Source organism: Pseudomonas sp. DC3200b2 (assembly GCF_049895785.1).
Taxonomy (GTDB): Bacteria; Pseudomonadota; Gammaproteobacteria; order Pseudomonadales; family Pseudomonadaceae; genus Aquipseudomonas; species Aquipseudomonas massiliensis.
The window spans coordinates 283,286-302,884 of sequence record NZ_JAFCTA010000004.1; the positions used below are offsets into that span (position 1 = coordinate 283,286).

The following is a 19,599-nucleotide window of genomic DNA, read 5'->3' on the forward strand; positions in this document are numbered from 1 at the left end:
ACTGGCTTTGATGGGCTTTCCGGGGGGCGAGTTCCCAGCAGTGATACATCAGGGCGCGGCCAGGGCTACGCGCATCGCTTCGTCCAGGCTGGTATCTCCCTTGGCGACCAGGCGTGACGCCGCCAGGCTCAACGGCTTCATTCCAGCCCTGGTGGCCAGCCGCCGTATCTGGGTGATGTCCGGTGTCGAACTCACACAGCTGGCCAGCTGTTCGTCCATGACGAGCAATTCATAGATGCCAGCCCGTCCATGGTAGCCACAGCCGCCACAGAGGTCACAGCCCTGTGCATCGTATGTCGCCGCGTGCTTCGGTGGAGGTGCCTCGCCGGCGAGGCTTTGCCAGTCCGTTGAGGGTATGGTCCGCTGCACTTTGCAGTGAGGGCAAAGGACGCGCAGCAGTCGCTGGGCCATGACACCCAGCAAGGTCGCGCGAATCAGGTAGCTGGCCACGCCCAGTTCCAGCAGGCGAGTGATGGCGCCGCAGGCATCATTGGTATGCAGGGTCGAGAGCACCAGGTGACCGGTGAGCGCTGCCTGGACAGCCATGGCCGCGGTTTCGCCATCGCGGATCTCGCCGATCATGATGATGTCCGGGTCCTGGCGGAGCAAGGCCCGTACCCCCTCGGCGAAACCCAGGCCGATACTAGGGCGTACCTGCATCTGGTTGAAGGCAGGTTCCACCATTTCGATGGGATCTTCGATGGTACAAAGGTTGACCGCACGATCGGCCAAGTGATGAAGGCTGGCGTAGAGGGTGGTGGTTTTACCTGAGCCCGTCGGGCCTGTTACCAGAATGATGCCATTGGGCCTTGCCAACAGGGCCTGCCAGCGAAGCAGGTCCTCAGGCTCCAGGCCTAGCGACGACAGGCCACGAGCCAGCACGGCCGGGTCGAATAGACGCATCACCAGTTTCTCGCCCAGGGCCGTTGGCAAGGTGGCCAGGCGCAGCTCCACGGTGGCGCCACCAGGCGCTCGGGTTTTCAACCGACCGTCCTGCGGCTTGCGCTTTTCCGCTACATCCATGCGTGCCAAGGATTTGAGTCGCCCGATCACGGCCAGGGTGACGGGCACGGGCAACTGGTAGGCATCGCGCAACATGCCATCGACACGCAAACGGATGTCGCCCTGAGCTCGCCTGGGCTCGATATGGATATCGCTGGCGCCCTGCTCGAAGGCATAACGCAATAGCCAGTCGACGATCTTGATCACCGGCGCCTCGTAGCTGGCGGCGTTATCCTCCACGGCAGCAGGGGCCACGCAGTTTTCGTCATCGGTGTAGGCCAGGCACTGAATGTCATTGGCGCCGCGAACGGATTGGGCCAACTGGAAGGAGTCGTCGATCAGGCGCCGCAATTGCGCGGGGTTCACCAGCACCCGGCGTATGGCCTTGCGTGATACCTGAGCCAGGTCCGCTTCCCATTCACGTATCCCGGGCTGGGCGCAGGCGATGGTGAGGCTCTGTGCATCGCTGGCAATGGCCAGGATCTGATAGTGCCGGGCGAAGGCCGCGGACATGGTGGAGGTGACCAGTTGGCGGTCGAGCTTGAGCGGGTCGAGTCTGAAATAGGGCAGGCCCACTTCAGCGGCAAGCCATGCGCAGAGCGCGTCGAGGCTCCAATGGCAGCCTGGGGCGCGGAGGTCCTCGAGGCGAAGCGCGGCGAGGCGCTCCAGGGGATGCAAGGAAGCGTTGGCTTCAGAGCCCTTCAGGGCGAGTTCGGCGGCTCGTTGGTCGATTCGTTCCTGGCGCAGTAGCGCCTCGACCAATGTGGGCAGATCCAGAGGGCTGTCGCCCGTTGAGTTGAGCGTTGGCATGTGGCACATCCTTATGCACAAGTGGGCATCCTTGCCCAACGGAGGAAATGCTATCTCAATGCCTGGCCGCTAGCTGTCCGCAACTGTTAGCGTGGGTGTCACTGCTTTCAGCGAGACAGCGCCTTCCACGCCCGGGTCCGGCTGACTACCGCGGCCTGGTCTGCCCGGGGCTGCAGTTGTTCGTCACTCACCGGCAAGCTGGCCAGGTCGTGCAGCTTGTTAAGCTCGCCGTACAGCCGGTCTGCTTCTTCCACCTCCAGCAAATGGCGAGCGTGGTGCAGCCACACCTGAACCCGCTCCAGGCGCGGCAGTTGCTCGGCCAGGTCTTCGGGTTGCTGTTCGTAGCGCTCGAGCTTCAAGGCCTGGGTTTCTTCCTTGAGGAAGTGGGCCAACCAGTTACCCAGCATGGCCTGGCCCTGCCGCTCGCCCCGCTTGGAGCGCTCGACGGTCCAGGCGCGCTCCAGCAGCCAGCGCGAGAAGCTCAAGGAGAAATGGCCCCACCGGGGGTCGGTCAATTCCTCCGCGAACTGCTCGGGCGCGGCGGCGCGGACGTCTTCGTCGTCCTGGCCAGCGTCTACCAACGCGCGCCAGTCCTCAAGCAAAGCATCCAGGGTCGCGCGCAGGCCGTGAGTGGTGGGGCGAGGCGCGGCCTGGCCCAGGCTGCCCAACAGGGCGCGCAGCTCCACCAGTTGCCGTACCCACTCCTGGAGCAGGCGCCATTGGCCGGTATGCCGGTATTGCTCGGCCAGGCGCTGACTGCTGCCCAGCAGGTACCAGGCGATGGCCGTGAAGGCGTCATCCAGCGGCTGCTCGGGATCGATCACCGGCGCGGGCACGGAAAGGGTATAGCTACCCGCGTCGAGCAGGCGATAGCCGCGCTCGGCCTTGCTGATGTCACAGGGCATCAGTGGCAGGGTAGCGGCCAGTTCACAGGCCAGCTCCAGCAAGCCCGCGGGTTCGCCTTCGCGCAATTCCAGTTCCAGCTCGCAGATTTCCTCGGACAGCTTGCCAGCGGTCACGGCACCCAGGTCCAGGGCGGCTTCCAGCACTACCCTTGCCTTGCCGCGGCCCCAGGCGATCTCGGCTTTTTCACGGATGAAATCCGTGGTGAACAGTGGCTTGATGGTCTTCTTGTCCAGCTCGGCCAAGGCGGCTGGCCAGCAGCTGTCGTCCAGCTTTTTCAGGTCCAGCTTCACCTTGCTCAGCGGCCAGTCGAATTCGTTGCGCTCGGACAGGCCCGCGACGCTTTGGCCTCGGGTCTTCAGGGTCTGGATAATGGCATCGCCATCCCGGCGCAGGCGCAGCGCCACCCGTGCCTGGGCCAGGTCTCGCTCAGGGGTGTCGAAGTACTGGTTGGTCAGCTCATGACGAGACCAACCGCTCTTGTTGCGCTTCTTCAGCAAAGGGTGTTCGCGCAATGCAGCCAGGGTTTCACGGCTGACGCGCAGTTTGATTTCGGTTTCTTTATGCATGGCGGGTATATCCGAACGCTGACAAGGCGTAGCGTAGACGCGAAAAGCCGGGCAGTGTACAGCAGTCGTGTGGGCAGCGCCCCAAGGTTGCGCCAGCGGCCTCCACCCTTACGCCTTCGAGGAGCCCAGATGCCGTTTCCTACCCTCAAGGACCGCTTCGCGGCATTGATCGCCGCGCCATCGGTCAGTTGCACCCAGGCCGCGCTGGACCAAAGCAATAGCGAGGTCATTCATCTGCTGGCCAATTGGCTCACCGACCTGGGCTTCGCCTGTGATATCCGTCAGGTGTCGACGGGCAAGTTCAACCTGTTGGCCACCTTTGGCAGTGGCCCGGGCGGGCTGGTGCTTGCTGGCCATAGCGACACGGTGCCCTATGACGAAAAGCTCTGGAACACTGACCCGCTCAGGCTCACCGAAGTGGACGGCCGCTGGATCGGCCTGGGCAGTTGTGACATGAAAGGTTTCTTCGCGCTGATCATCGAGGCCGTGCGGCCCTTGCTGAGCCAACCCTTCCGCCAGCCCTTGATGATACTGGCCACTTGTGACGAGGAAAGCTCCATGGCCGGGGCCAAGGCGCTGGTCGAGCAAGGCGCGCCGCTAGGCCGTGCCGCGGTCATCGGGGAGCCCACCGGGTTGCGGCCCATCCGCCTGCACAAGGGCGTGATGATGGAGCGTATCGATGTCCTGGGCCGCAGCGGCCATTCTTCAGACCCTAGCTTGGGCCACAGCGCACTGGAGGCCATGCACGCGGTGATGGGGGAATTGATGAGCCTGCGCCGGGACTGGCAGGGCCGATACCAGAACGCTCAGTTCGGGGTACCCCAGCCGACCCTGAACCTGGGGTGCATTCATGGCGGTGACAACCCTAACCGGATCTGTGGCCAGTGTTCACTTGAGTTCGACCTTCGGCCCTTGCCGGGCATGGACCCTGACGCGTTGCGCGAGGCGATCCGAGAAAGACTGCGGCCCTTGGCTGAGCGTCACCAGGTGCGCATCGATTACCAGCCCTTGTTTTCCGAAGTACCGCCCTTCGAAGAGCCTGCGGACAGCGAGCTGGTCAGGGTGGCGGAAAAACTCACCGGGCACCGGGCCGAAGCAGTGGCATTCGGTACCGAGGCGCCTTATCTTCAGCAGTTGGGCTGCCAGACCATCGTATTGGGCCCTGGAGACATCGCTTGCGCGCACCAGCCAGGCGAATTCCTGGAAATGTCACGTTTGGCCCCTACGCTGCGTCTGTTGCAAACGCTTGTAGAACATTACTGCCTGAGACCGCCTCAGGCTTGAGCGCCGGGAAACCGGCAAACCCATTGAAAAAGGAGAGACGCGCGTGTTGCCAGGCCAGTTACGACGATAACCGTCCCCCTTCCGCGCCCATCTTCCGTTTCCTTTTTCGACAGGCCGCTCAATGCCCGAATACGTCAATTGGCTTCGCCACGCTTCGCCTTACATCAATGCTCACCGGGACTGTACCTTTGTCGTCATGCTGCCAGGCGACGGCGTTGAACATCCCAACTTCGGCAATATCGTTCACGACCTGGTGTTGTTGCACAGCCTGGGGGTGCGCCTGGTGCTGGTGCACGGCTCCCGTCCACAGATTGAAACCCGCCTCGCCGCGAGGGGCCTGACGCCTCACTATCACCATGGCCTGCGTATCACCGACGGCCCTACCCTGGAGTGCGTCATCGATGCGGTGGGGGCATTGCGCGTGGCAATCGAGGCACGGCTTTCCATGGACATGGCCTCTTCACCCATGCAGGGCGCGCGCTTGCGCGTGGCCAGCGGCAATCTGGTCACGGCCCGGCCGATCGGCGTGGTCGAAGGCGTGGACTATCACCATACCGGTGAGGTGCGCCGGATCGACCGCAAGGGCATCAATCGCCTGCTGGACGAACGCACCATCGTGCTGCTTTCTCCCTTGGGATACTCGCCCACCGGCGAGATCTTCAATATCGCCTGCGAAGACGTAGCGACCCGCGCGGCCATCGATCTGGCGGCCGACAAACTGTTGTTGTTCGGCGCCGCGCCCGGGCTGCTCGACGCCAGGGGGCAACTGGTGCGCGAGCTGCGTCCGCAGCAGGTGCCGACCCATCTTGAGCGGCTGGGCAGCGACTACCAGGCCGAGCTCCTCGATGCCGCCGCCGAGGCATGCCGGGGCGGGGTTGCGCGCAGCCATATCGTCAGCTATGCCGAAAACGGCGCATTGCTCACGGAGCTATTCACCCGTAACGGCGGAGGCACCCTGGTGGCCCAGGAACAGTTCGAACAGATTCGCGAGGCAAACATCGAGGATGTCGGCGGCTTGATCGAACTTATCAGTCCGCTGGAAGAGCAGGGCATCCTGGTGCGCCGCTCCCGCGAGGTGTTGGAACGGGAAATCGAACAGTTCAGCGTGGTGGAGCGTGAAGGAATGATCATCGCCTGCGCCGCGCTCTATCCCATCGCCGACTCCGAGGCGGGGGAGCTTGCCTGCCTGGCCGTGAATCCCGAATACCGCCACGGCGGGCGCGGGGACGAGTTGCTCGAACGCATCGAGGCCAGGGCTCGGCAGCAAGGCTTGAAAACGCTCTTCGTGCTCACTACCCGTACGGCTCACTGGTTCAGGGAGCGCGGCTTCAGCCCGAGTGGGGTAGAGCGCCTGCCGGCGGCGCGAGCGTCTCTCTACAACTACCAGCGCAACTCGAAGATTTTCGAGAAAACCCTATAGTTGCCCACACGGTCACTGCGTCCGACGGTTCCAACGCCTTAGTCGCCGCGCCGGGCCATGCTGGCCCGCGCGCGGCTGTTCGCACGCCACTCAGATCACTGGCTGATTCCGAGAATGCTGGCCTGGTAGGCAGCCACGAACAGGTCGAACTCGCCCACTTCCTGGCCTTCCAGGTCTCGCTGCTGTGCCAGCGACGCTTGCGCCTGGGCTTCGAAGGCCGCGCGCGCCTCGCTGGAAAGGGTAAATGAGCGGAAATAGTCGGCATGGGCCTGGGACAGGCGCAAGGAAAATTCCGTGAAGCTTTCCTGGTTGGCCGTCATCCGCGCCAGTACCTGGGCTGAAGGGGTCAGGGACGGATCCTGGACCTTGGCCCGCTGGGCGGTGAGGGCCTTGGCGTGCTCATCCATGCCCTGGCTGCGATCGAGCAGGTCGGCCAGGGGGGCAATGGTCGTGAGCAACTCCTCAGCCCATTGGCTGAGGCTGATCGCCGCGCCATCGCGTTGCAGTTCCAAGCCAGGTCGGCGTCCCTCCTTGACCACCTTGAGGAAGTTGTCCGTGCAGTCGCCGCAGGTTTGCCGGTCGAGCATGGGGCTGCTTTCCAGGGCGCAATACAGCAGGAATGCGTCCAGGAACCTCGTTTGTGGCAGGTCGATCCCGGTGGGCAGGAAGGGGTTGATGTCCAGGCAACGGACTTCCACATACTGAACGCCGCGGGCGACGAGCGCCTGGATGGGCCGCTCGCCGGTATAGGTGACACGCTTGGGCCGGATGCTGGAGTAGTACTCGTTTTCGATCTGCAACACGTTGGTGTTGAGCTGCACCCACTCCCCGTCCTTGTGGGTGCCGATCTCCACATAGGGCGGATAAGGCGTGGCTACCGCCTGGCGCAGGCTTTCGGTGTAACTCTGCAGATCGTTGTAGCAGGGCGTGAGGCCAGCCTGGGCATTGTTCTGGTAGCCCAGGTCACTCATTCGCAGGCTGGTGGCATAGGGCAGGTAGAGCGTGTTGGGCCCGAGGGTTTCCAGGCGGTGGGAACGGCCCCGCAGGAAGCCGCTATCCAGGGCTGGGGATGCGCCGAACAGATACATCAACAGCCAGCTGTAGCGGCGGAAGTTGCGGATCATCCCGATGTAGGCCGCGGATTGGAAATCCCGATCGCTTCCCTCGACACCTTCCTGGGCGCGCAGCAGAGGCCAAAGCGCTTCGGGCAGGGAAAAGTTGTAGTGAATACCGGCGATGCATTGCATGGTTCGGCCATAACGTACCGCCAGGCCCTTGCGATAGACATGCTTGAGCTGGCCGATATTCGAGGTGCCGTACCAGGCGATCGGGATGTCTTCTTCGGCAGGCAGGGGGCAGGGCATCGAAGGGCCCCATAGCAGCTCATCGCCAAGGGCCGTATAGGCAAAACGATGGATGCTGTCGAGACTTTCCAGGGTCTGGGCGGGGTCGGCCAGCGCGGGCGTGATGAATTCGAGCAATGCTTCGGAATAGTCCGTGGTGATCTGCTCGTTGGTCAGCGCCGAGCCGAGTGCCTCCGGATGCGGCGTTTGCGCCAGCCGGCCGTCCTGGGTCACACGCAGGCATTCTCGCTCGATCCCATGCAGGCACTGCTTGAGCAGGGGCAGGTTGGCAGGCTCGCCCAGCATGTGCAGGCGCCGGTTTAGAAGTTCGCTCAAGTTGATGTCCTTACGCGTCGATCGCCCCGATATGGGGATGGTCGTGACGTTCTGCAAGGTCGAAGCGGCGCCCGATCGATAAGGCCGCTTCGCCACGGCCGCGTCGGGTTGCCATTCGGCATTGCCTCATGCTTGCCGAACTTACCCCAGTTCGCTCGGCTGAGCTATAGAAAGGCCGATGGTCGATCAGGCACAAACGCTGGCCGGGCTTGGGCGCCTCCCAGGGCCGGGAGGCGCCGTGGGACCCTTCAGCGCTTCTTCAGCTGTTTCGCATTGGCGAAGAGGTTGGCCATTGCACCGGCACTCGGCGCGGCCGCGGCGTTTTCCCGAACCTTGGGCGCGCCTGACGAACGGTTGCTGCCGGAGCGGTTGCCAGCCCGCGGACCATCGACCTTCTCACCTGGCGTATCACTCATGCGCATGGACAGGCCGATGCGCTTGCGCGGGATATCGACTTCCATCACCTTGACCTTCACGACGTCGCCGGCCTTGACCGCTTCACGGGGATCCTTCACGAATTTCTCGGAAAGTGCCGAGATATGAACCAGCCCGTCCTGGTGCACGCCGATATCCACGAAGGCGCCGAAGTTGGTGACGTTGGTGACCACACCCTCGAGCACCATGCCCGGTTGCAGGTCCTTCAGGTCCTCGACGCCCTCCTGGAAGGCTGCAGTCTTGAACTCTGGCCGAGGGTCGCGGCCAGGCTTGTCCAGTTCCTTGAGGATGTCAGTGACCGTCGGCAGGCCGAAGGTCTCGTCGGTATAGCGGGCCGGATCCAGGCGGCGCAGGAAGGCGCTGTCGCCGATCAGCGAACGGATGTCGCGATCGGTCTGCGCGGCGATCCGCTGCACCAGCGGGTAGGCTTCCGGGTGTACCGCCGAGGCGTCCAGAGGGTTGTCTCCACTCATGACCCGCAGGAAGCCGGCCGCCTGCTCGAAGGTTTTCTCACCCAGCCGGCTGACCTTCTTGAGTTCGGCGCGGCTGCGGAACGCGCCATTGGCGTCACGATGAGCCACGATGTTCTGGGCCAGGGTAGCGTTCAGGCCGGAGATGCGTGACAGCAGGGCGACCGAGGCCGTGTTCACATCCACCCCGACAGCGTTCACGCAGTCCTCGACCACCGCATCCAGGCCGCGGGCGAGCTTCACCTGGGAGACATCATGCTGGTACTGGCCGACCCCGATGGATTTGGGGTCGATCTTCACCAGCTCGGCCAGCGGATCCTGCAGGCGACGGGCGATGGACACCGCGCCACGCAGGGAAACGTCCAGATCGGGGAATTCCCGCGCGGCCAGTTCGGACGCCGAGTACACCGAAGCTCCAGCCTCGGACACCATGACCTTGGTCAGCTTCAGGCCCGGGTACTGCTTGATCAGGTCGGCGGCCAGCTTGTCCGTTTCACGGCTGGCGGTGCCGTTGCCGATGGCGATCAGGTCTACCTGGTGGCGGGCACAGAGGGCGCCGAGCACGGCAAGGGTCTGGTCCCATTGGTTCCTGGGGGCGTGCGGATACACCGTGGCGGTATCCAGCAGCTTGCCCGTGGCGTCCACTACCGCCACCTTGCAGCCGGTACGCAGGCCCGGGTCCAGCCCGAGAGTGGCACGGGGGCCTGCCGGGGCGGCGAGCAGCAGGTCGTGCAGGTTATGGGCGAAGACATTGATGGCCTCGGCCTCGGCCTTCTCGCGCAACTCACCGAGCAGGTCGTTTTCCAGGGAGGTGTACAGCTTGACCTTCCAGGTCCAGCGCACTACCTCGCCAAGCCATTTGTCCGCCGGACGGTTCTGGTTCTTCAGGCCGAAGTGTTCGGCCACCATCAGTTCACAGGGGTGCAGGGTACCCGGAAGCTCCTCGCCCACTTTCAGCGATACGCTGAGGATGCCCTCGTTGCGCCCGCGGAAGATGGCCAGGGCGCGATGGGAGGGCGCGGCCTTGAGGGGTTCGTCGTGCTCGAAATAGTCGCGGAACTTGGCACCTTCCTCTTCCTTGCCCGGCACGATGCGCGCCGCCAGGGTAGCCTGCTCGCCGAGGAACTGGCGGACCTTGCCCAGCAGGGCGGCATCTTCGGCGAAACGCTCCATCAGGATGTACTTGGCGCCTTCGAGCACGGCGCGGTTGTCCGGGTAGCCTTTCTCGGCATCGACGAAGCGGGCGGCCTCGGCCTCGGGGGCCAGCATGGGGTCGCCCAGCAGCGCGTCGGCCAGCTCGCCGAGGCCGGCCTCCAGGGCGATCTGCCCTTTTGTGCGGCGTTTCTGCTTGTAGGGAAGATAGAGGTCTTCGAGGCGGGTCTTGGTGTCGGCCTGGCGAATGTCACGCGCCAGCTCAGGGGTCAGTTTGCCCTGCTCCTCGATGCTTGCCAGGATGCTGGCGCGGCGTTCGTCCAATTCCCGCAGGTAACGCAGACGTTCTTCCAGGTGGCGCAGCTGGGTGTCGTCGAGGCTGCCGGTCACTTCCTTACGGTAACGGGCGATGAAGGGCACAGTGGAGCCTTCGTCGAGCAAGGCCACGGCGGCTTCGACCTGTTGCGGGCGCACGCCCAGTTCTTCGGCGATGCGGCTGTTGATGCTTTCCATAAAACCACCTGAATGCTGTGATGCCGGCGCCCACGCGGGCGGAGAACGAACCAGCCGGCACTTGCCGACGGTAAAAGCGTCGCATTATAACCAGCCAGGCGTGGCCAGGGGCCGTGTCGGCACATTTCCCCCTGGGCCGGGAAAAATCTGCTAACAATGCCTCAAGCACGTCCAACGGCGGCTGCGCCATAATGCGCGCCGATAGCAAAGGAGTTCCCATGAGCAGCACCGCCCAAACCAACGAAGGGGAAAAAATCCTCATCGTGGACGACGACCCCAAACTGAGCAGCCTGCTGGAGCGCTTCTTCACCACCAAGGGCTATCGCGCACGCGCCGTACCCAACGCCGAGCAGATGGATCGCCTCCTTAGCCGCGAAGTGTTCAACCTGGTCGTGCTGGACCTGATGCTACCTGGTGAAGACGGGCTGTCGGCCTGCCGTCGGCTACGCAGCGCCAATAATCAGGTCCCTATCATCATGCTCACCGCCAAGGGCGACGAGTTGAGCCGAATCAAGGGCCTCGAGCTGGGCGCCGACGATTACCTGGCCAAGCCTTTCAATCCCGACGAACTCGTTGCCCGGGTCAAGGCCGTGCTTCGCCGACAGTCCACTCCTGTTCCGGGTGCTCCGGGCGTGAACGACGAAGTGGTGACATTCGGGGATTACCAGCTTTCCCTGGCCACTCGCGAGCTTACCCGTGGCGATGAAGTCCACATGCTGACAACAGGCGAGTTCGCGGTACTCAAGGCGCTGGTAACCCATGCCCGCGAGCCTTTGACGCGAGACAAGCTCATGAGTCTCGCCCGTGGGCGCGAGTGGGACGCCCAGGAGCGCTCCATCGATGTACAGATTTCCCGGCTGCGCCGGATGATCGAGCCGGATACGACCAAGCCTCGCTACATTCAGACGGTCTGGGGCGTCGGCTACGTTTTCGTTCCGGATGGCAATTCCGGCAAGTGACAGGTTCAAGACAGTGGACAGGCGATGCCACAGGCAGCGCCTGCCTTTTTTCGCGGTACTGGGTGGCTCGGCTCGTGGCACCAAGGTAGGCTGGCACTCATGAAAGCACCGGTATGGTTCCCCCAGAGCTTCTTCGCTCGCACGCTGTGGCTGGTGCTGGCCGTGGTGTTGTTTTCCAAGGCGCTGACGCTTGTTTATCTGTTGATGAACGAAGATGTTCTCGTGGATCGCCAGTACAGTCACGGCGTGGCCCTGACCCTCAGAGCCTACTGGGCGGCCGATGAACAGAACCAGGAGCGGATCGCCAATGCGGCGGGGTTGCTCAGGGTGGCCGGCGATGCGGTGCCCGAGGGCGAGCAGCATTGGCCTTACAGTGAGATCTATCAGCGTCAGATGCAGGCCGAGCTGGGCGAGGATACCGAGGTTCGCCTACGGGTACATGCGCCGCCCGCCTTATGGGTGCGGGCGCCAAGCATCGGGCCGGATTGGCTGAAGGTGCCGCTGTACCCACACCCCCTGCGCGGGCAGAAAATCTGGAGCGTGCTGGGGTGGTTCCTGGCCATCGGTCTGTTGTCCACCGCATCGGCCTGGATCTTCGTCCGTCAGCTCAACCAGCCCCTCAAGCATCTGGTGTTCGCCGCCCGCCAGCTTGGCCAGGGGCGCAGCGTTCGCTTGCCGATCAGCGACACGCCCAGCGAGATGACCGAGGTGTACAGCGCTTTCAACCAGATGGCCGAGGACGTCGAGCAGGCCACTCGCGAGCGGGAGTTGATGCTGGCCGGCGTTTCCCATGACCTGCGCACTCCCCTGACCCGTTTGCGACTCTCCGTGGAGCTGATGAGCAGCGACAATGAGTTCGCCGAGGAAATGGTCCGGGATATCGAGGACATGGACGCCATCCTGGACCAGTTCCTGGCCTTCATTCGCGATGGCAGTGATGAAAACATGGAAGAAACGGACCTCGGTGCCCTGGTGCAGGAGGTGGTGGCCGCGTTCAATCAGCCAGAGGTCAGGATACGGCTGTGCCTGGAGCCCATCCCGCCGTTTCCGCTGCGACGAGTATCCATCAAGCGCCTGCTCAACAACCTGATCGCCAATGCCCTGTACCATGCCGGTACCGGGGTGGAGGTCGCAGCCTTCGTTTCCGGCGACTCGAGCGCGCCCTATGTGGTACTCAGCGTCCTGGACCGTGGCGAGGGCATAGACCCTCAGGAATTCGAAGGCATCTTCAATCCGTTCACCCGTGGCGGGCGAGCGCAGAGCAAGGGAACCGGTTTGGGATTGGCCATCGTCAAGCGCATCGCTTCGATGCACGGCGGCAATGTGGAGTTGCGCAACCGCGCCGGGGGTGGGCTGGAAGCACGGGTTCGCTTGCCATTGAACCTCATGCTTCCCCGGGACGCGGTCTGACCTTGCATGCGAGGGCTTCAGCCCTTGCCCCGGGTCCGGGTCAGATTAGGTCCGCTGTTCTTTTCCAGATGCTCGATGATCATGGCCGCGACGTTCTTGCCCGTGGTGGTCTCGATGCCTTCCAGCCCGGGCGAGGAGTTGACCTCCATGACCAGCGGGCCGTGGTTGGAGCGCAGGATGTCCACGCCAGCGACACTCAGGCCCATGACTCTGGCCGCCCGGATGGCCGTCATGCGTTCTTCCGGGGTGATCTTGATCAGGCTGGCGCTGCCGCCACGATGAAGGTTGGAGCGAAACTCCCCAGGCTTGGCCTGCCGCTTCATGGAGGCAATCACTCGGTCGCCCACTACGAAGCAGCGAATATCCGCGCCGCCGGCTTCCTGGATGTACTCCTGCACCATGATGTTCTGTTTCAAACCCATGAAGGCTTCGATCACCGATTCGGCCGCCTTGGTGGTTTCGCATAGAACAACGCCTATGCCCTGGGTACCCTCCAGTACCTTGATGACCAGCGGAGCCCCATTGACCATACGGATGAGGTCCGGGATGTCGTCCGGCGAATGGGCGAAGCCGGTGACCGGCAGCCCCACACCCTTGCGTGACAACAGCTGCAGCGAGCGCAGTTTGTCCCGGGAGCGGGCAATGGCCACGGACTCGTTGAGCGGGAAGACGCCCATCATTTCGAACTGGCGCAGCACGGCGCAGCCGTAGAAGGTCACCGAAGCGCCGATGCGTGGAATGACAGCATCGAAGCCTTCCAGCGGCTTGCCGCGATAGTGGATCTGTGGCTTGTGGCTGGCAATGTTCATGTAGGCCCTGAGCGTATCGACCACCACCATTTCGTGGCCGCGCTCGATACCGGCTTCAACCAGCCGTCGGGTGGAATACAGGCGCGGGTTGCGCGAAAGCACAGCGATCTTCATTGAGCACCTGAGGCAGTGGAGAGGGAGGCCGGGGACACCGGCTTGTCCTGAACATAGGCAGCGCCCGGGTTGACCACGAGTTGGCCGGCCACCAGCGCCTTCGAGCCCAGCAACAGGCGATAACGCATGGCTTTGCGACAGGCGAGGGTGAACTCCACCGGCCATACATGATCACCCAAGGCCAGCAACGTGCGAATGACGTAGCGGGTTTGCGCGACTCCGTTGGAGCTTTTTATCGTTTTTATCGCCACCAATGGCGCTTCGCAGCGCCGATGGCGTAGCTGGACCACCGAGCCCAGATGGGCATTGAAGCGCACCCAGCGTTGACCATCGCGCTCGAAGGGTTCGATTTCGGTGGCATGAAGGCTGGAAGTACTGGCGCCGGTGTCGATCTTGGCGCGCAGGCCGGCCACGCCGAGTTCGGGTAGGGCGATCCATTCACGTAGGCCAATCACGGTAAGGTGGTCGAAAGTTTTCAAGGGTATCGCCCGAAATAAACGCACTGAACACGCCCGCCCAGGCAAGCCCGGATAGGGGCTCGTCTATGCATAGACCGCGCCGACTCGCTGATTGCGCCGTCGGGCGTAGCCGTTTGGCGCACTGTAAACAAAGCCAGCCTGCGTTGCATCCGGCCACGAGGGTAGTAGAGTGAATGGATGTTTCGAAATGAGGTCAGGTAGTGGCACAGCAAGCTGAGCACGATGACAAGGTTCGTTTGGATAAGTGGCTATGGGCGGCGCGGTTCTTCAAGACCCGAGCCTTGGCCAAGGCAGCGATCGAAAGTGGCAAGGTGCATTGCCGGGGCGAACGGTGCAAGCCTGGCAAGGAACCGCGCATAGGCGATGAGTATCAAGTCCGAACCGGCTTCGACGAGCGCACGGTGGTGGTCAAGGCGCTATCGGATGTCCGGCGCGGCGCTCCTGAAGCCCAGCAACTGTACGCCGAGACCGAGCAAAGCATCGCCCGGCGCGAGCAGGCCGCGGCCATGCGCAAGGCCGGGGCGCTGGGTGTCAGTTCCGATGGCAAGCCTACCAAGAAGCAGCGCCGACAGCTCTTCCAGTTCCGTACCGGGGCTGATTAGGCCGGTTGTAGCCCAATGATGCTCAGGCGGCGCAAGCCTGGTACCTCTGCCAGCATGCCGAACAGCGGTGCGGTGGCCTTGACCAGCCAGGCGCTGGCATGCGCTGCGAGCGGGGTGTGGCACGACCAGCCCAGCGCGAGGAGGGCCATGATCATCCCGCCGATGTAGTCGTCCTGGCCCCAATGCGCGCCAGCGACCAGCCGCGGCAGCATGAAGAGCAGCGCAAGGCCCCAGATCACTACCCGTTGGCTGGCACGGTAGCTGAAGAAACTCATGTAGAACGCCCAGATCAGCAACACCGAGGCATGGTCGCCCGGGAAGCTGGAGCTGGATTGATCCTTGAGCTCCCAAGCCTTTTCGAGGTGAGGGTACCAGTCGCTCAAATGCACCGCGCCTGGCAGTACCAAGGTTGGGCTGTCATGCTGCCAGCCCATGGTATCGCACCATTTGGAAAACAGCGCCCGGATCACCAGCAACAGCAACAGCGTGGCGATAAAGCCCCAGAAGGCCTGGCGCACCTGGGTTGCCTTGAAAACCCAGTCGCCGCGAATCAGCAGCACCAGTAGAATGAGGCCCACAACGGCATCGAATGGGCGCAGGCTGCCTATAGTCCACACATACCGCCATGCGGTGTGAGTGGCCAAGGGGTGATTGAGCAGGGCATAGAGCCCTTCGTCGAATGCGTCGAAGGCAGCGTGCCCGGTGGGCCACAACCACAGGCAAAGCAATGCCACCGCAACCAGGTTGCACAAGGCAAGTCCAGGCAGGTTCCAGCTTGTCCGGAACAGAGCCGGTTTGTTCATATAGACCTCTATCACGCGATATCCCTGCACCTGTCGGTGCTTCGCAATCGATGCGTTCGTGTTAACCGTCGATACACATTTTGTCATCTTTTTGTGGTAACCGAACCTATGGACGATTTCCCGAACACTGATTTCACTCAACGTTTCATCTTCGACGAGGCCGATGTGCGCGGCGAAATGGTCGTGGTGCAACATAGCTATGGCGAAGTCCTGGCCCGCCATGCCTATCCCGCGCCGGTGGCCAGGCTGCTGGGTGAGTTCATAGCGGCGGCGACGCTGCTGGCCGGTACGCTCAAGTTCGAAGGGATACTGGTACTACAGGCCCGCTCCGACGGGCCGGTGCCGCTGCTGATGGTGGAATGCTCCAATACGCTGGGCGTGCGCGGCCTGGCCCGTTATGACGCAGCCTCCATCGGCGAAGAGGATGGTCTGCAGGCGCTCATGCCGGATGGAACCCTGGCAATGACCATCGACCCTACGCAAGGGCAACGCTACCAGGGGATCGTCGCCCTGGATGGCCACGACCTGGCCGCATGCTTCTCCAATTACTTCGCCTTGTCGCAACAGCTGGGGACCCGCTTCTGGCTGCAGGCTGACGGTCAACGCGCGCGTGGCATGCTGCTACAGCAGTTGCCAGTGGACAAGATTCGTGATTCCGAGGAACGGGCGGCCAATTGGCAGCATCTGGTGACTCTGGCGGATACGCTCAAGACCGAAGAAATGCTTACCCTGGCCAACGAAACGCTGCTGCATCGCCTGTATCACGAAGAAGAGGTGCGGCTGTTCGACCACCAGCCGATTGCCTTCCAGTGCTCTTGCTCGCGCGAGCGCTCTGGCCGTGCACTGATCAGTCTGGGAGAAGAGGACGCCCTGGCGTTGCTGGAGGAGCAGGCCACTGGCGTGGTAGAGATCGACTGCCAATTCTGCAACCAGCGATATTTGTTCGACGTGGCGGATATCAAGCAACTATTTGCTGGCGGTGGGGTCGATGCAGCGTCAGATAGTCGTCACTGAACAGTTTCAGCAGTGTAAATAGGGCTGTGAGCGCCGGAATAGCGCCGTTTTAGACCGGGAGAGCTACTCTTTTCCATCCGTTCTAGGCATAATCCGGCCACTTTTTAGCTGTAGTAGGGTGCGGTTTTCTACTACAAACGTTTGGAGCACTCGGCTAACCGCCGACGGGGATTCTCATGACGCAAGCCAAAAACGCCGTGTATACCGATATCAGCATCGCTCAACTGGTCGAAGAGGCCATTCGACGCGGTGAAGGTGAGCTTGCCGCCAATGGCTCGCTGGTTGTGAAAACCGGTCATCGTACCGGCCGTTCTCCGGTCGATCGCTTTATCGTAGAAGAGCCGTCCACTCAGGGCGACATCGCCTGGGGGCCCATCAACCGCAAATTCCCGGCCGACAAGTTCGACGCCTTGTGGGAGCGCGTCAGCGCCTATGTGGGTGAGCGTGATCATTTCGTATCCCACGTTCACGTAGGCTCCGACGACAGCCACTACCTGGCCGTGAAGATGACCACCGAGACGGCCTGGCACAACCTGTTCGGCCGTTGCCTGTTCATCAATCCCGCCCAGTACAACCCTGCCGCGCGCCAGGAATGGCAAGTGCTCAACGCGCCCTGGTTCACCTGCGAGCCGGAGCGTGACGGCACCAACTCCGATGGCTGCGTCATCATCAACTTCGCTGCCAAGAAGGTGCTGATCGCCGGCATGCGCTACGCTGGCGAAATGAAGAAAGCCATGTTCTCGGTGCAGAATTTCCTGCTGCCGGCGGCGGACGTGCTGCCGATGCACTGCGCCGCGAACATGGGCGAGGACGGCGACGTCACCCTGTTCTTCGGTCTGTCCGGTACCGGCAAGACCACCCTGTCCGCCGACGAAAGCCGTTACCTGATCGGTGACGACGAGCACGGCTGGGGCGAGGGTGTGGTGTTCAACATCGAGGGCGGCTGCTATGCCAAGTGCATCGACCTCACCCAGAAGAACGAGCCGGTGATCTGGAAAGCCATCCAGTTCGGCGCCGTGCTGGAAAACGTGGTCCTGGACCCGGAAACCCGCGTGCCGGATTACACCGACGACAGCCTGACCCAGAACAGCCGCGCGGCCTACCCACGCGAGCTGATCGACAAGATCGCCCCGAAGAACCTGGGTGGCGAGCCGAACGCCGTGATCTTCCTCACCTGCGACCTGACTGGCGTGCTGCCGCCGGTGTCGATCCTGAGCGAAGAGCAGGCCGCCTACCACTTCCTGTCTGGCTACACCGCCCTGGTCGGCTCTACCGAAATGGGTTCGGGCGCCGGCATCAAGTCCACCTTCTCCACCTGCTTCGGCGCGCCGTTCTTCCCGCGTCCGGCCGGTGTATACGCTGAGTTGCTGATCAAGCGCATCCGCGCGTTCGGCTCCAAGGTGTACCTGGTCAATACCGGCTGGACCGGTGGTGGCTACGGTGTAGGCAAGCGGTTCAACATCCCCACTACCCGTGGCGTGATCGCGGCCATCCAGAGCGGTGCGCTCGTAGGCGTGGAGACCGAGCACCTGGACATCATCAACCTGGACGTGCCAAAGGCCGTGCCAGGCGTCGACACTGGCCTGCTCAAGCCTCGCACCACCTGGGCCGACCCGGCCGCGTACGACGAAGCGGCCAAGGCCTTGGCCGGGCTGTTCATCGAGAACTTCAAGAAGTTCGAAGTCTCGGACGCCATTCGCGCCGCCGGTCCGCAGTTGTAATCGAGCCCGGGCTTGAACGAACCCCCGCCCAGTGCGGGGGTTCTTTTTTTCAGGGGGCTTATGAGGGCCGGAAGAGGGCAGTCAGGGCGTGAACTGGCTGGCCACGGCACAAAGCTGGGTCCGGGCATCACGGGTGTCGCGATCCCGAGATTTTTCCGCGCGGCGCGTCCAGTCGCGGCATTGGTCCTTGAAGTACTGTTGAGCGGCGCGACGGCACTCACGACGCTCGATACTATCGCCCGGGAAGTTGAAGCAGACCGAGCCTTGGTCGATTTCATTATCGTAGACCCGCCAGCGCGCCACGTAGCGATTGGGGCCGTCCCACTCCCGGATAGTGACGCTGGCAATCTGATAAGGGCGCTGCGCAGGCGTCTGCGCATGGGTGGCTCCGGCCCTGAACTGGGCCAGGTACTCGGCTGATACCAAGCCTTGGGGCGGTGTTGGAACTTGCTCCTGAGGCTTGCTGGTCTGGGCCGGGGCAGCCTTGACGGGGGCGTTGATCACCACGAGGGTAGCCTGGTTCACTACCTGGGAGACAGCGTGGTTCACAACGGCAACCGGCGGCGTTTCGGCTTCAAGAGGCGCGGCGGGCGGCGAGGCGGCAGGGCGAGCCACTGGTGCCGAGGCCTCGTGGTCAAGGCCCCAGGCCAATGCGGCGGCGGCCGCCAGACCTGTCAACCAAAGGCCGGTTCGACTTTTACGTTCGGCTGGCAAGGAACGAGGGGGCCTGGCACTGCCCAGTACGATGTCGATCTGGCTCGGGTCCAGGCGTTGGAAGTGAGTCACGCCGTTGTCATTGGCTTGGGTCATGGAGCGGTTCCTGGCGTACCGACATCGCCAGGGCTGGCCACAGGATGATGTCGCAATGCTGTTACATTGCGCGCAGAGTAAACGTGGCTTCAGAAAATGAACAGAGGGGCACCCTGGTATTTGGTCGGAATGGATCCGACGCTACAGGCGCCCCTCTGGAGGGATCAGCGATGACGCCAGTGCTTACGGTGACCATAGTGATGGCCGCGGTCGTGTTTCCAGCGGCGGTCGGCGCGACGATCGCGGTCGCCATGGTCATCATCCTTGCCCATGTAGTTGCCGAGCGCGCCACCGGCACCGCCGCCAGCCGCCGCGCCGATCAGGCTTCCGGTGTTTCCGCCCACGCTGCGTCCGATGACGTTGCCGCCAGCCGCGCCCAAGGCGCCACCGAGGGCCGCTTCGCCGCGGCTGTGCTTGTCGGCACCTACCGCACTACCTGCGGCGCCACCCAGGCCAGCGCCTATGGCCGAGCCAGTACTGCCACCAATCTGCTGGCCAACCACGGAACCGAGAACCCCACCCAAGGCGCCGCCGATACCTGCTTCGGCGGTACCGCCGGCAAAGGCCGCGCCGCTGATCAGGCTCAAGGACAACGCAACAATCGAGGCAAGCTTCATGAAAGGAATCTCAGGCTTATGACG

The 19,599-nt window shown here is 63.0% G+C and carries 16 protein-coding genes; 7 read left to right on the forward strand and 9 right to left on the reverse strand.

Going from position 1 to position 19,599, the window contains the following annotated elements; all coding sequences use genetic code 11:
- Positions 1 to 48: 48 nt before the first annotated feature.
- Positions 49 to 1,812, reverse strand: coding sequence for a GspE/PulE family protein (locus ACP691_RS14010; protein ID WP_426150652.1), 1,764 nt, complete (start codon positions 1,810 to 1,812; stop codon positions 49 to 51).
- Between the two features lie 107 nt (positions 1,813 to 1,919).
- Positions 1,920 to 3,284, reverse strand: a complete 1,365-nt coding sequence (locus tag ACP691_RS14015; protein WP_426150650.1) for an inorganic triphosphatase — start codon at positions 3,282 to 3,284, stop codon at positions 1,920 to 1,922.
- A 129-nt stretch (positions 3,285 to 3,413) separates the two neighbouring features.
- Here ACP691_RS14015 and argE point away from each other — a divergent pair, with 129 nt between their 5' ends.
- Positions 3,414 to 4,568 (forward strand): acetylornithine deacetylase, encoded by a 1,155-nt coding sequence (argE, locus tag ACP691_RS14020; RefSeq protein WP_426150648.1) that lies wholly within the window; start codon positions 3,414 to 3,416, stop codon positions 4,566 to 4,568.
- Positions 4,569 to 4,689: 121 nt separating this feature from the next.
- Positions 4,690 to 5,988 (forward strand): amino-acid N-acetyltransferase, encoded by a 1,299-nt coding sequence (argA, locus tag ACP691_RS14025; RefSeq protein ID WP_040260230.1) that lies wholly within the window; start codon positions 4,690 to 4,692, stop codon positions 5,986 to 5,988.
- A 95-nt stretch (positions 5,989 to 6,083) separates the two neighbouring features.
- Here the strand turns inward: argA and gshA are convergent, their stop codons facing one another.
- On the reverse strand, positions 6,084 to 7,637 hold the full coding sequence (gshA, locus tag ACP691_RS14030) for a glutamate--cysteine ligase (RefSeq protein ID WP_426151111.1): 1,554 nt from the start codon (positions 7,635 to 7,637) through the stop codon (positions 6,084 to 6,086).
- Positions 7,638 to 7,915: 278 nt separating this feature from the next.
- Positions 7,916 to 10,237: a Tex family protein gene (locus ACP691_RS14035; protein ID WP_426150645.1), complete on the reverse strand. Its 2,322-nt coding sequence runs from the start codon at positions 10,235 to 10,237 to the stop codon at positions 7,916 to 7,918.
- 218 nt (positions 10,238 to 10,455) lie between these two features.
- Between ACP691_RS14035 and ompR the strand changes: the two genes are divergently transcribed.
- Positions 10,456 to 11,196 carry a two-component system response regulator OmpR gene (gene ompR / locus ACP691_RS14040; RefSeq protein ID WP_040260226.1) on the forward strand — a complete coding sequence of 247 codons (741 nt, stop codon included), beginning with the start codon at positions 10,456 to 10,458 and terminating at the stop codon, positions 11,194 to 11,196.
- Positions 11,197 to 11,295: 99 nt separating this feature from the next.
- Positions 11,296 to 12,606 carry an ATP-binding protein gene (locus ACP691_RS14045; RefSeq protein WP_426150642.1) on the forward strand — a complete coding sequence of 437 codons (1,311 nt, stop codon included), beginning with the start codon at positions 11,296 to 11,298 and terminating at the stop codon, positions 12,604 to 12,606.
- A 17-nt stretch (positions 12,607 to 12,623) separates the two neighbouring features.
- Here ACP691_RS14045 and rimK read toward each other — a convergent pair whose 3' ends face one another.
- Both rimK and ACP691_RS14055 read right to left on the reverse strand, forming a co-directional pair.
- Positions 12,624 to 13,529, reverse strand: a complete 906-nt coding sequence (rimK, locus tag ACP691_RS14050; protein ID WP_040260222.1) for a 30S ribosomal protein S6--L-glutamate ligase — start codon at positions 13,527 to 13,529, stop codon at positions 12,624 to 12,626.
- Entirely contained in the window at positions 13,526 to 13,981 is a 456-nt protein-coding gene (locus ACP691_RS14055; RefSeq protein WP_267904426.1) for an ATP-dependent zinc protease family protein, read from the reverse strand. Before ACP691_RS14055 ends, rimK begins: the two co-directional genes overlap by 4 nt.
- 227 nt (positions 13,982 to 14,208) lie before the next feature.
- On the opposite strand from ACP691_RS14055, the gene ACP691_RS14060 reads away from it, so the two are divergent.
- On the forward strand, positions 14,209 to 14,610 hold the full coding sequence (locus ACP691_RS14060) for an RNA-binding S4 domain-containing protein (RefSeq protein WP_040260219.1): 402 nt from the start codon (positions 14,209 to 14,211) through the stop codon (positions 14,608 to 14,610).
- Here the strand turns inward: ACP691_RS14060 and ACP691_RS14065 are convergent.
- A complete protein-coding gene (locus tag ACP691_RS14065; protein ID WP_426150638.1) occupies positions 14,607 to 15,413 on the reverse strand; it encodes a phosphatase PAP2 family protein in 807 nt (268 codons plus the stop codon). The two genes, ACP691_RS14060 and ACP691_RS14065, sit on opposite strands and share 4 nt — an antisense overlap.
- Positions 15,414 to 15,521: 108 nt before the next feature.
- Between ACP691_RS14065 and hslO the strand changes: the two genes are divergently transcribed.
- Both hslO and ACP691_RS14075 read left to right on the forward strand, forming a co-directional pair.
- Positions 15,522 to 16,427: an Hsp33 family molecular chaperone HslO gene (hslO, locus tag ACP691_RS14070; RefSeq protein WP_426150636.1), complete on the forward strand. Its 906-nt coding sequence runs from the start codon at positions 15,522 to 15,524 to the stop codon at positions 16,425 to 16,427.
- A gap of 176 nt (positions 16,428 to 16,603) precedes the next feature.
- Complete coding sequence (locus tag ACP691_RS14075; protein WP_426150634.1) at positions 16,604 to 18,148, forward strand: phosphoenolpyruvate carboxykinase; 1,545 nt, start codon at positions 16,604 to 16,606, stop codon at positions 18,146 to 18,148.
- Positions 18,149 to 18,229: 81 nt separating this feature from the next.
- Here ACP691_RS14075 and ACP691_RS14080 read toward each other — a convergent pair whose 3' ends face one another.
- Together ACP691_RS14080 and ACP691_RS14085 are read right to left on the reverse strand one after the other, a co-directional pair.
- Complete coding sequence (locus ACP691_RS14080) at positions 18,230 to 18,958, reverse strand: hypothetical protein (protein ID WP_426150631.1); 729 nt, start codon at positions 18,956 to 18,958, stop codon at positions 18,230 to 18,232.
- Between the two features lie 164 nt (positions 18,959 to 19,122).
- Positions 19,123 to 19,575 (reverse strand): glycine zipper domain-containing protein, encoded by a 453-nt coding sequence (locus tag ACP691_RS14085; protein ID WP_040260213.1) that lies wholly within the window; start codon positions 19,573 to 19,575, stop codon positions 19,123 to 19,125.
- Between the last annotated feature and the right edge of the window lie 24 nt (positions 19,576 to 19,599).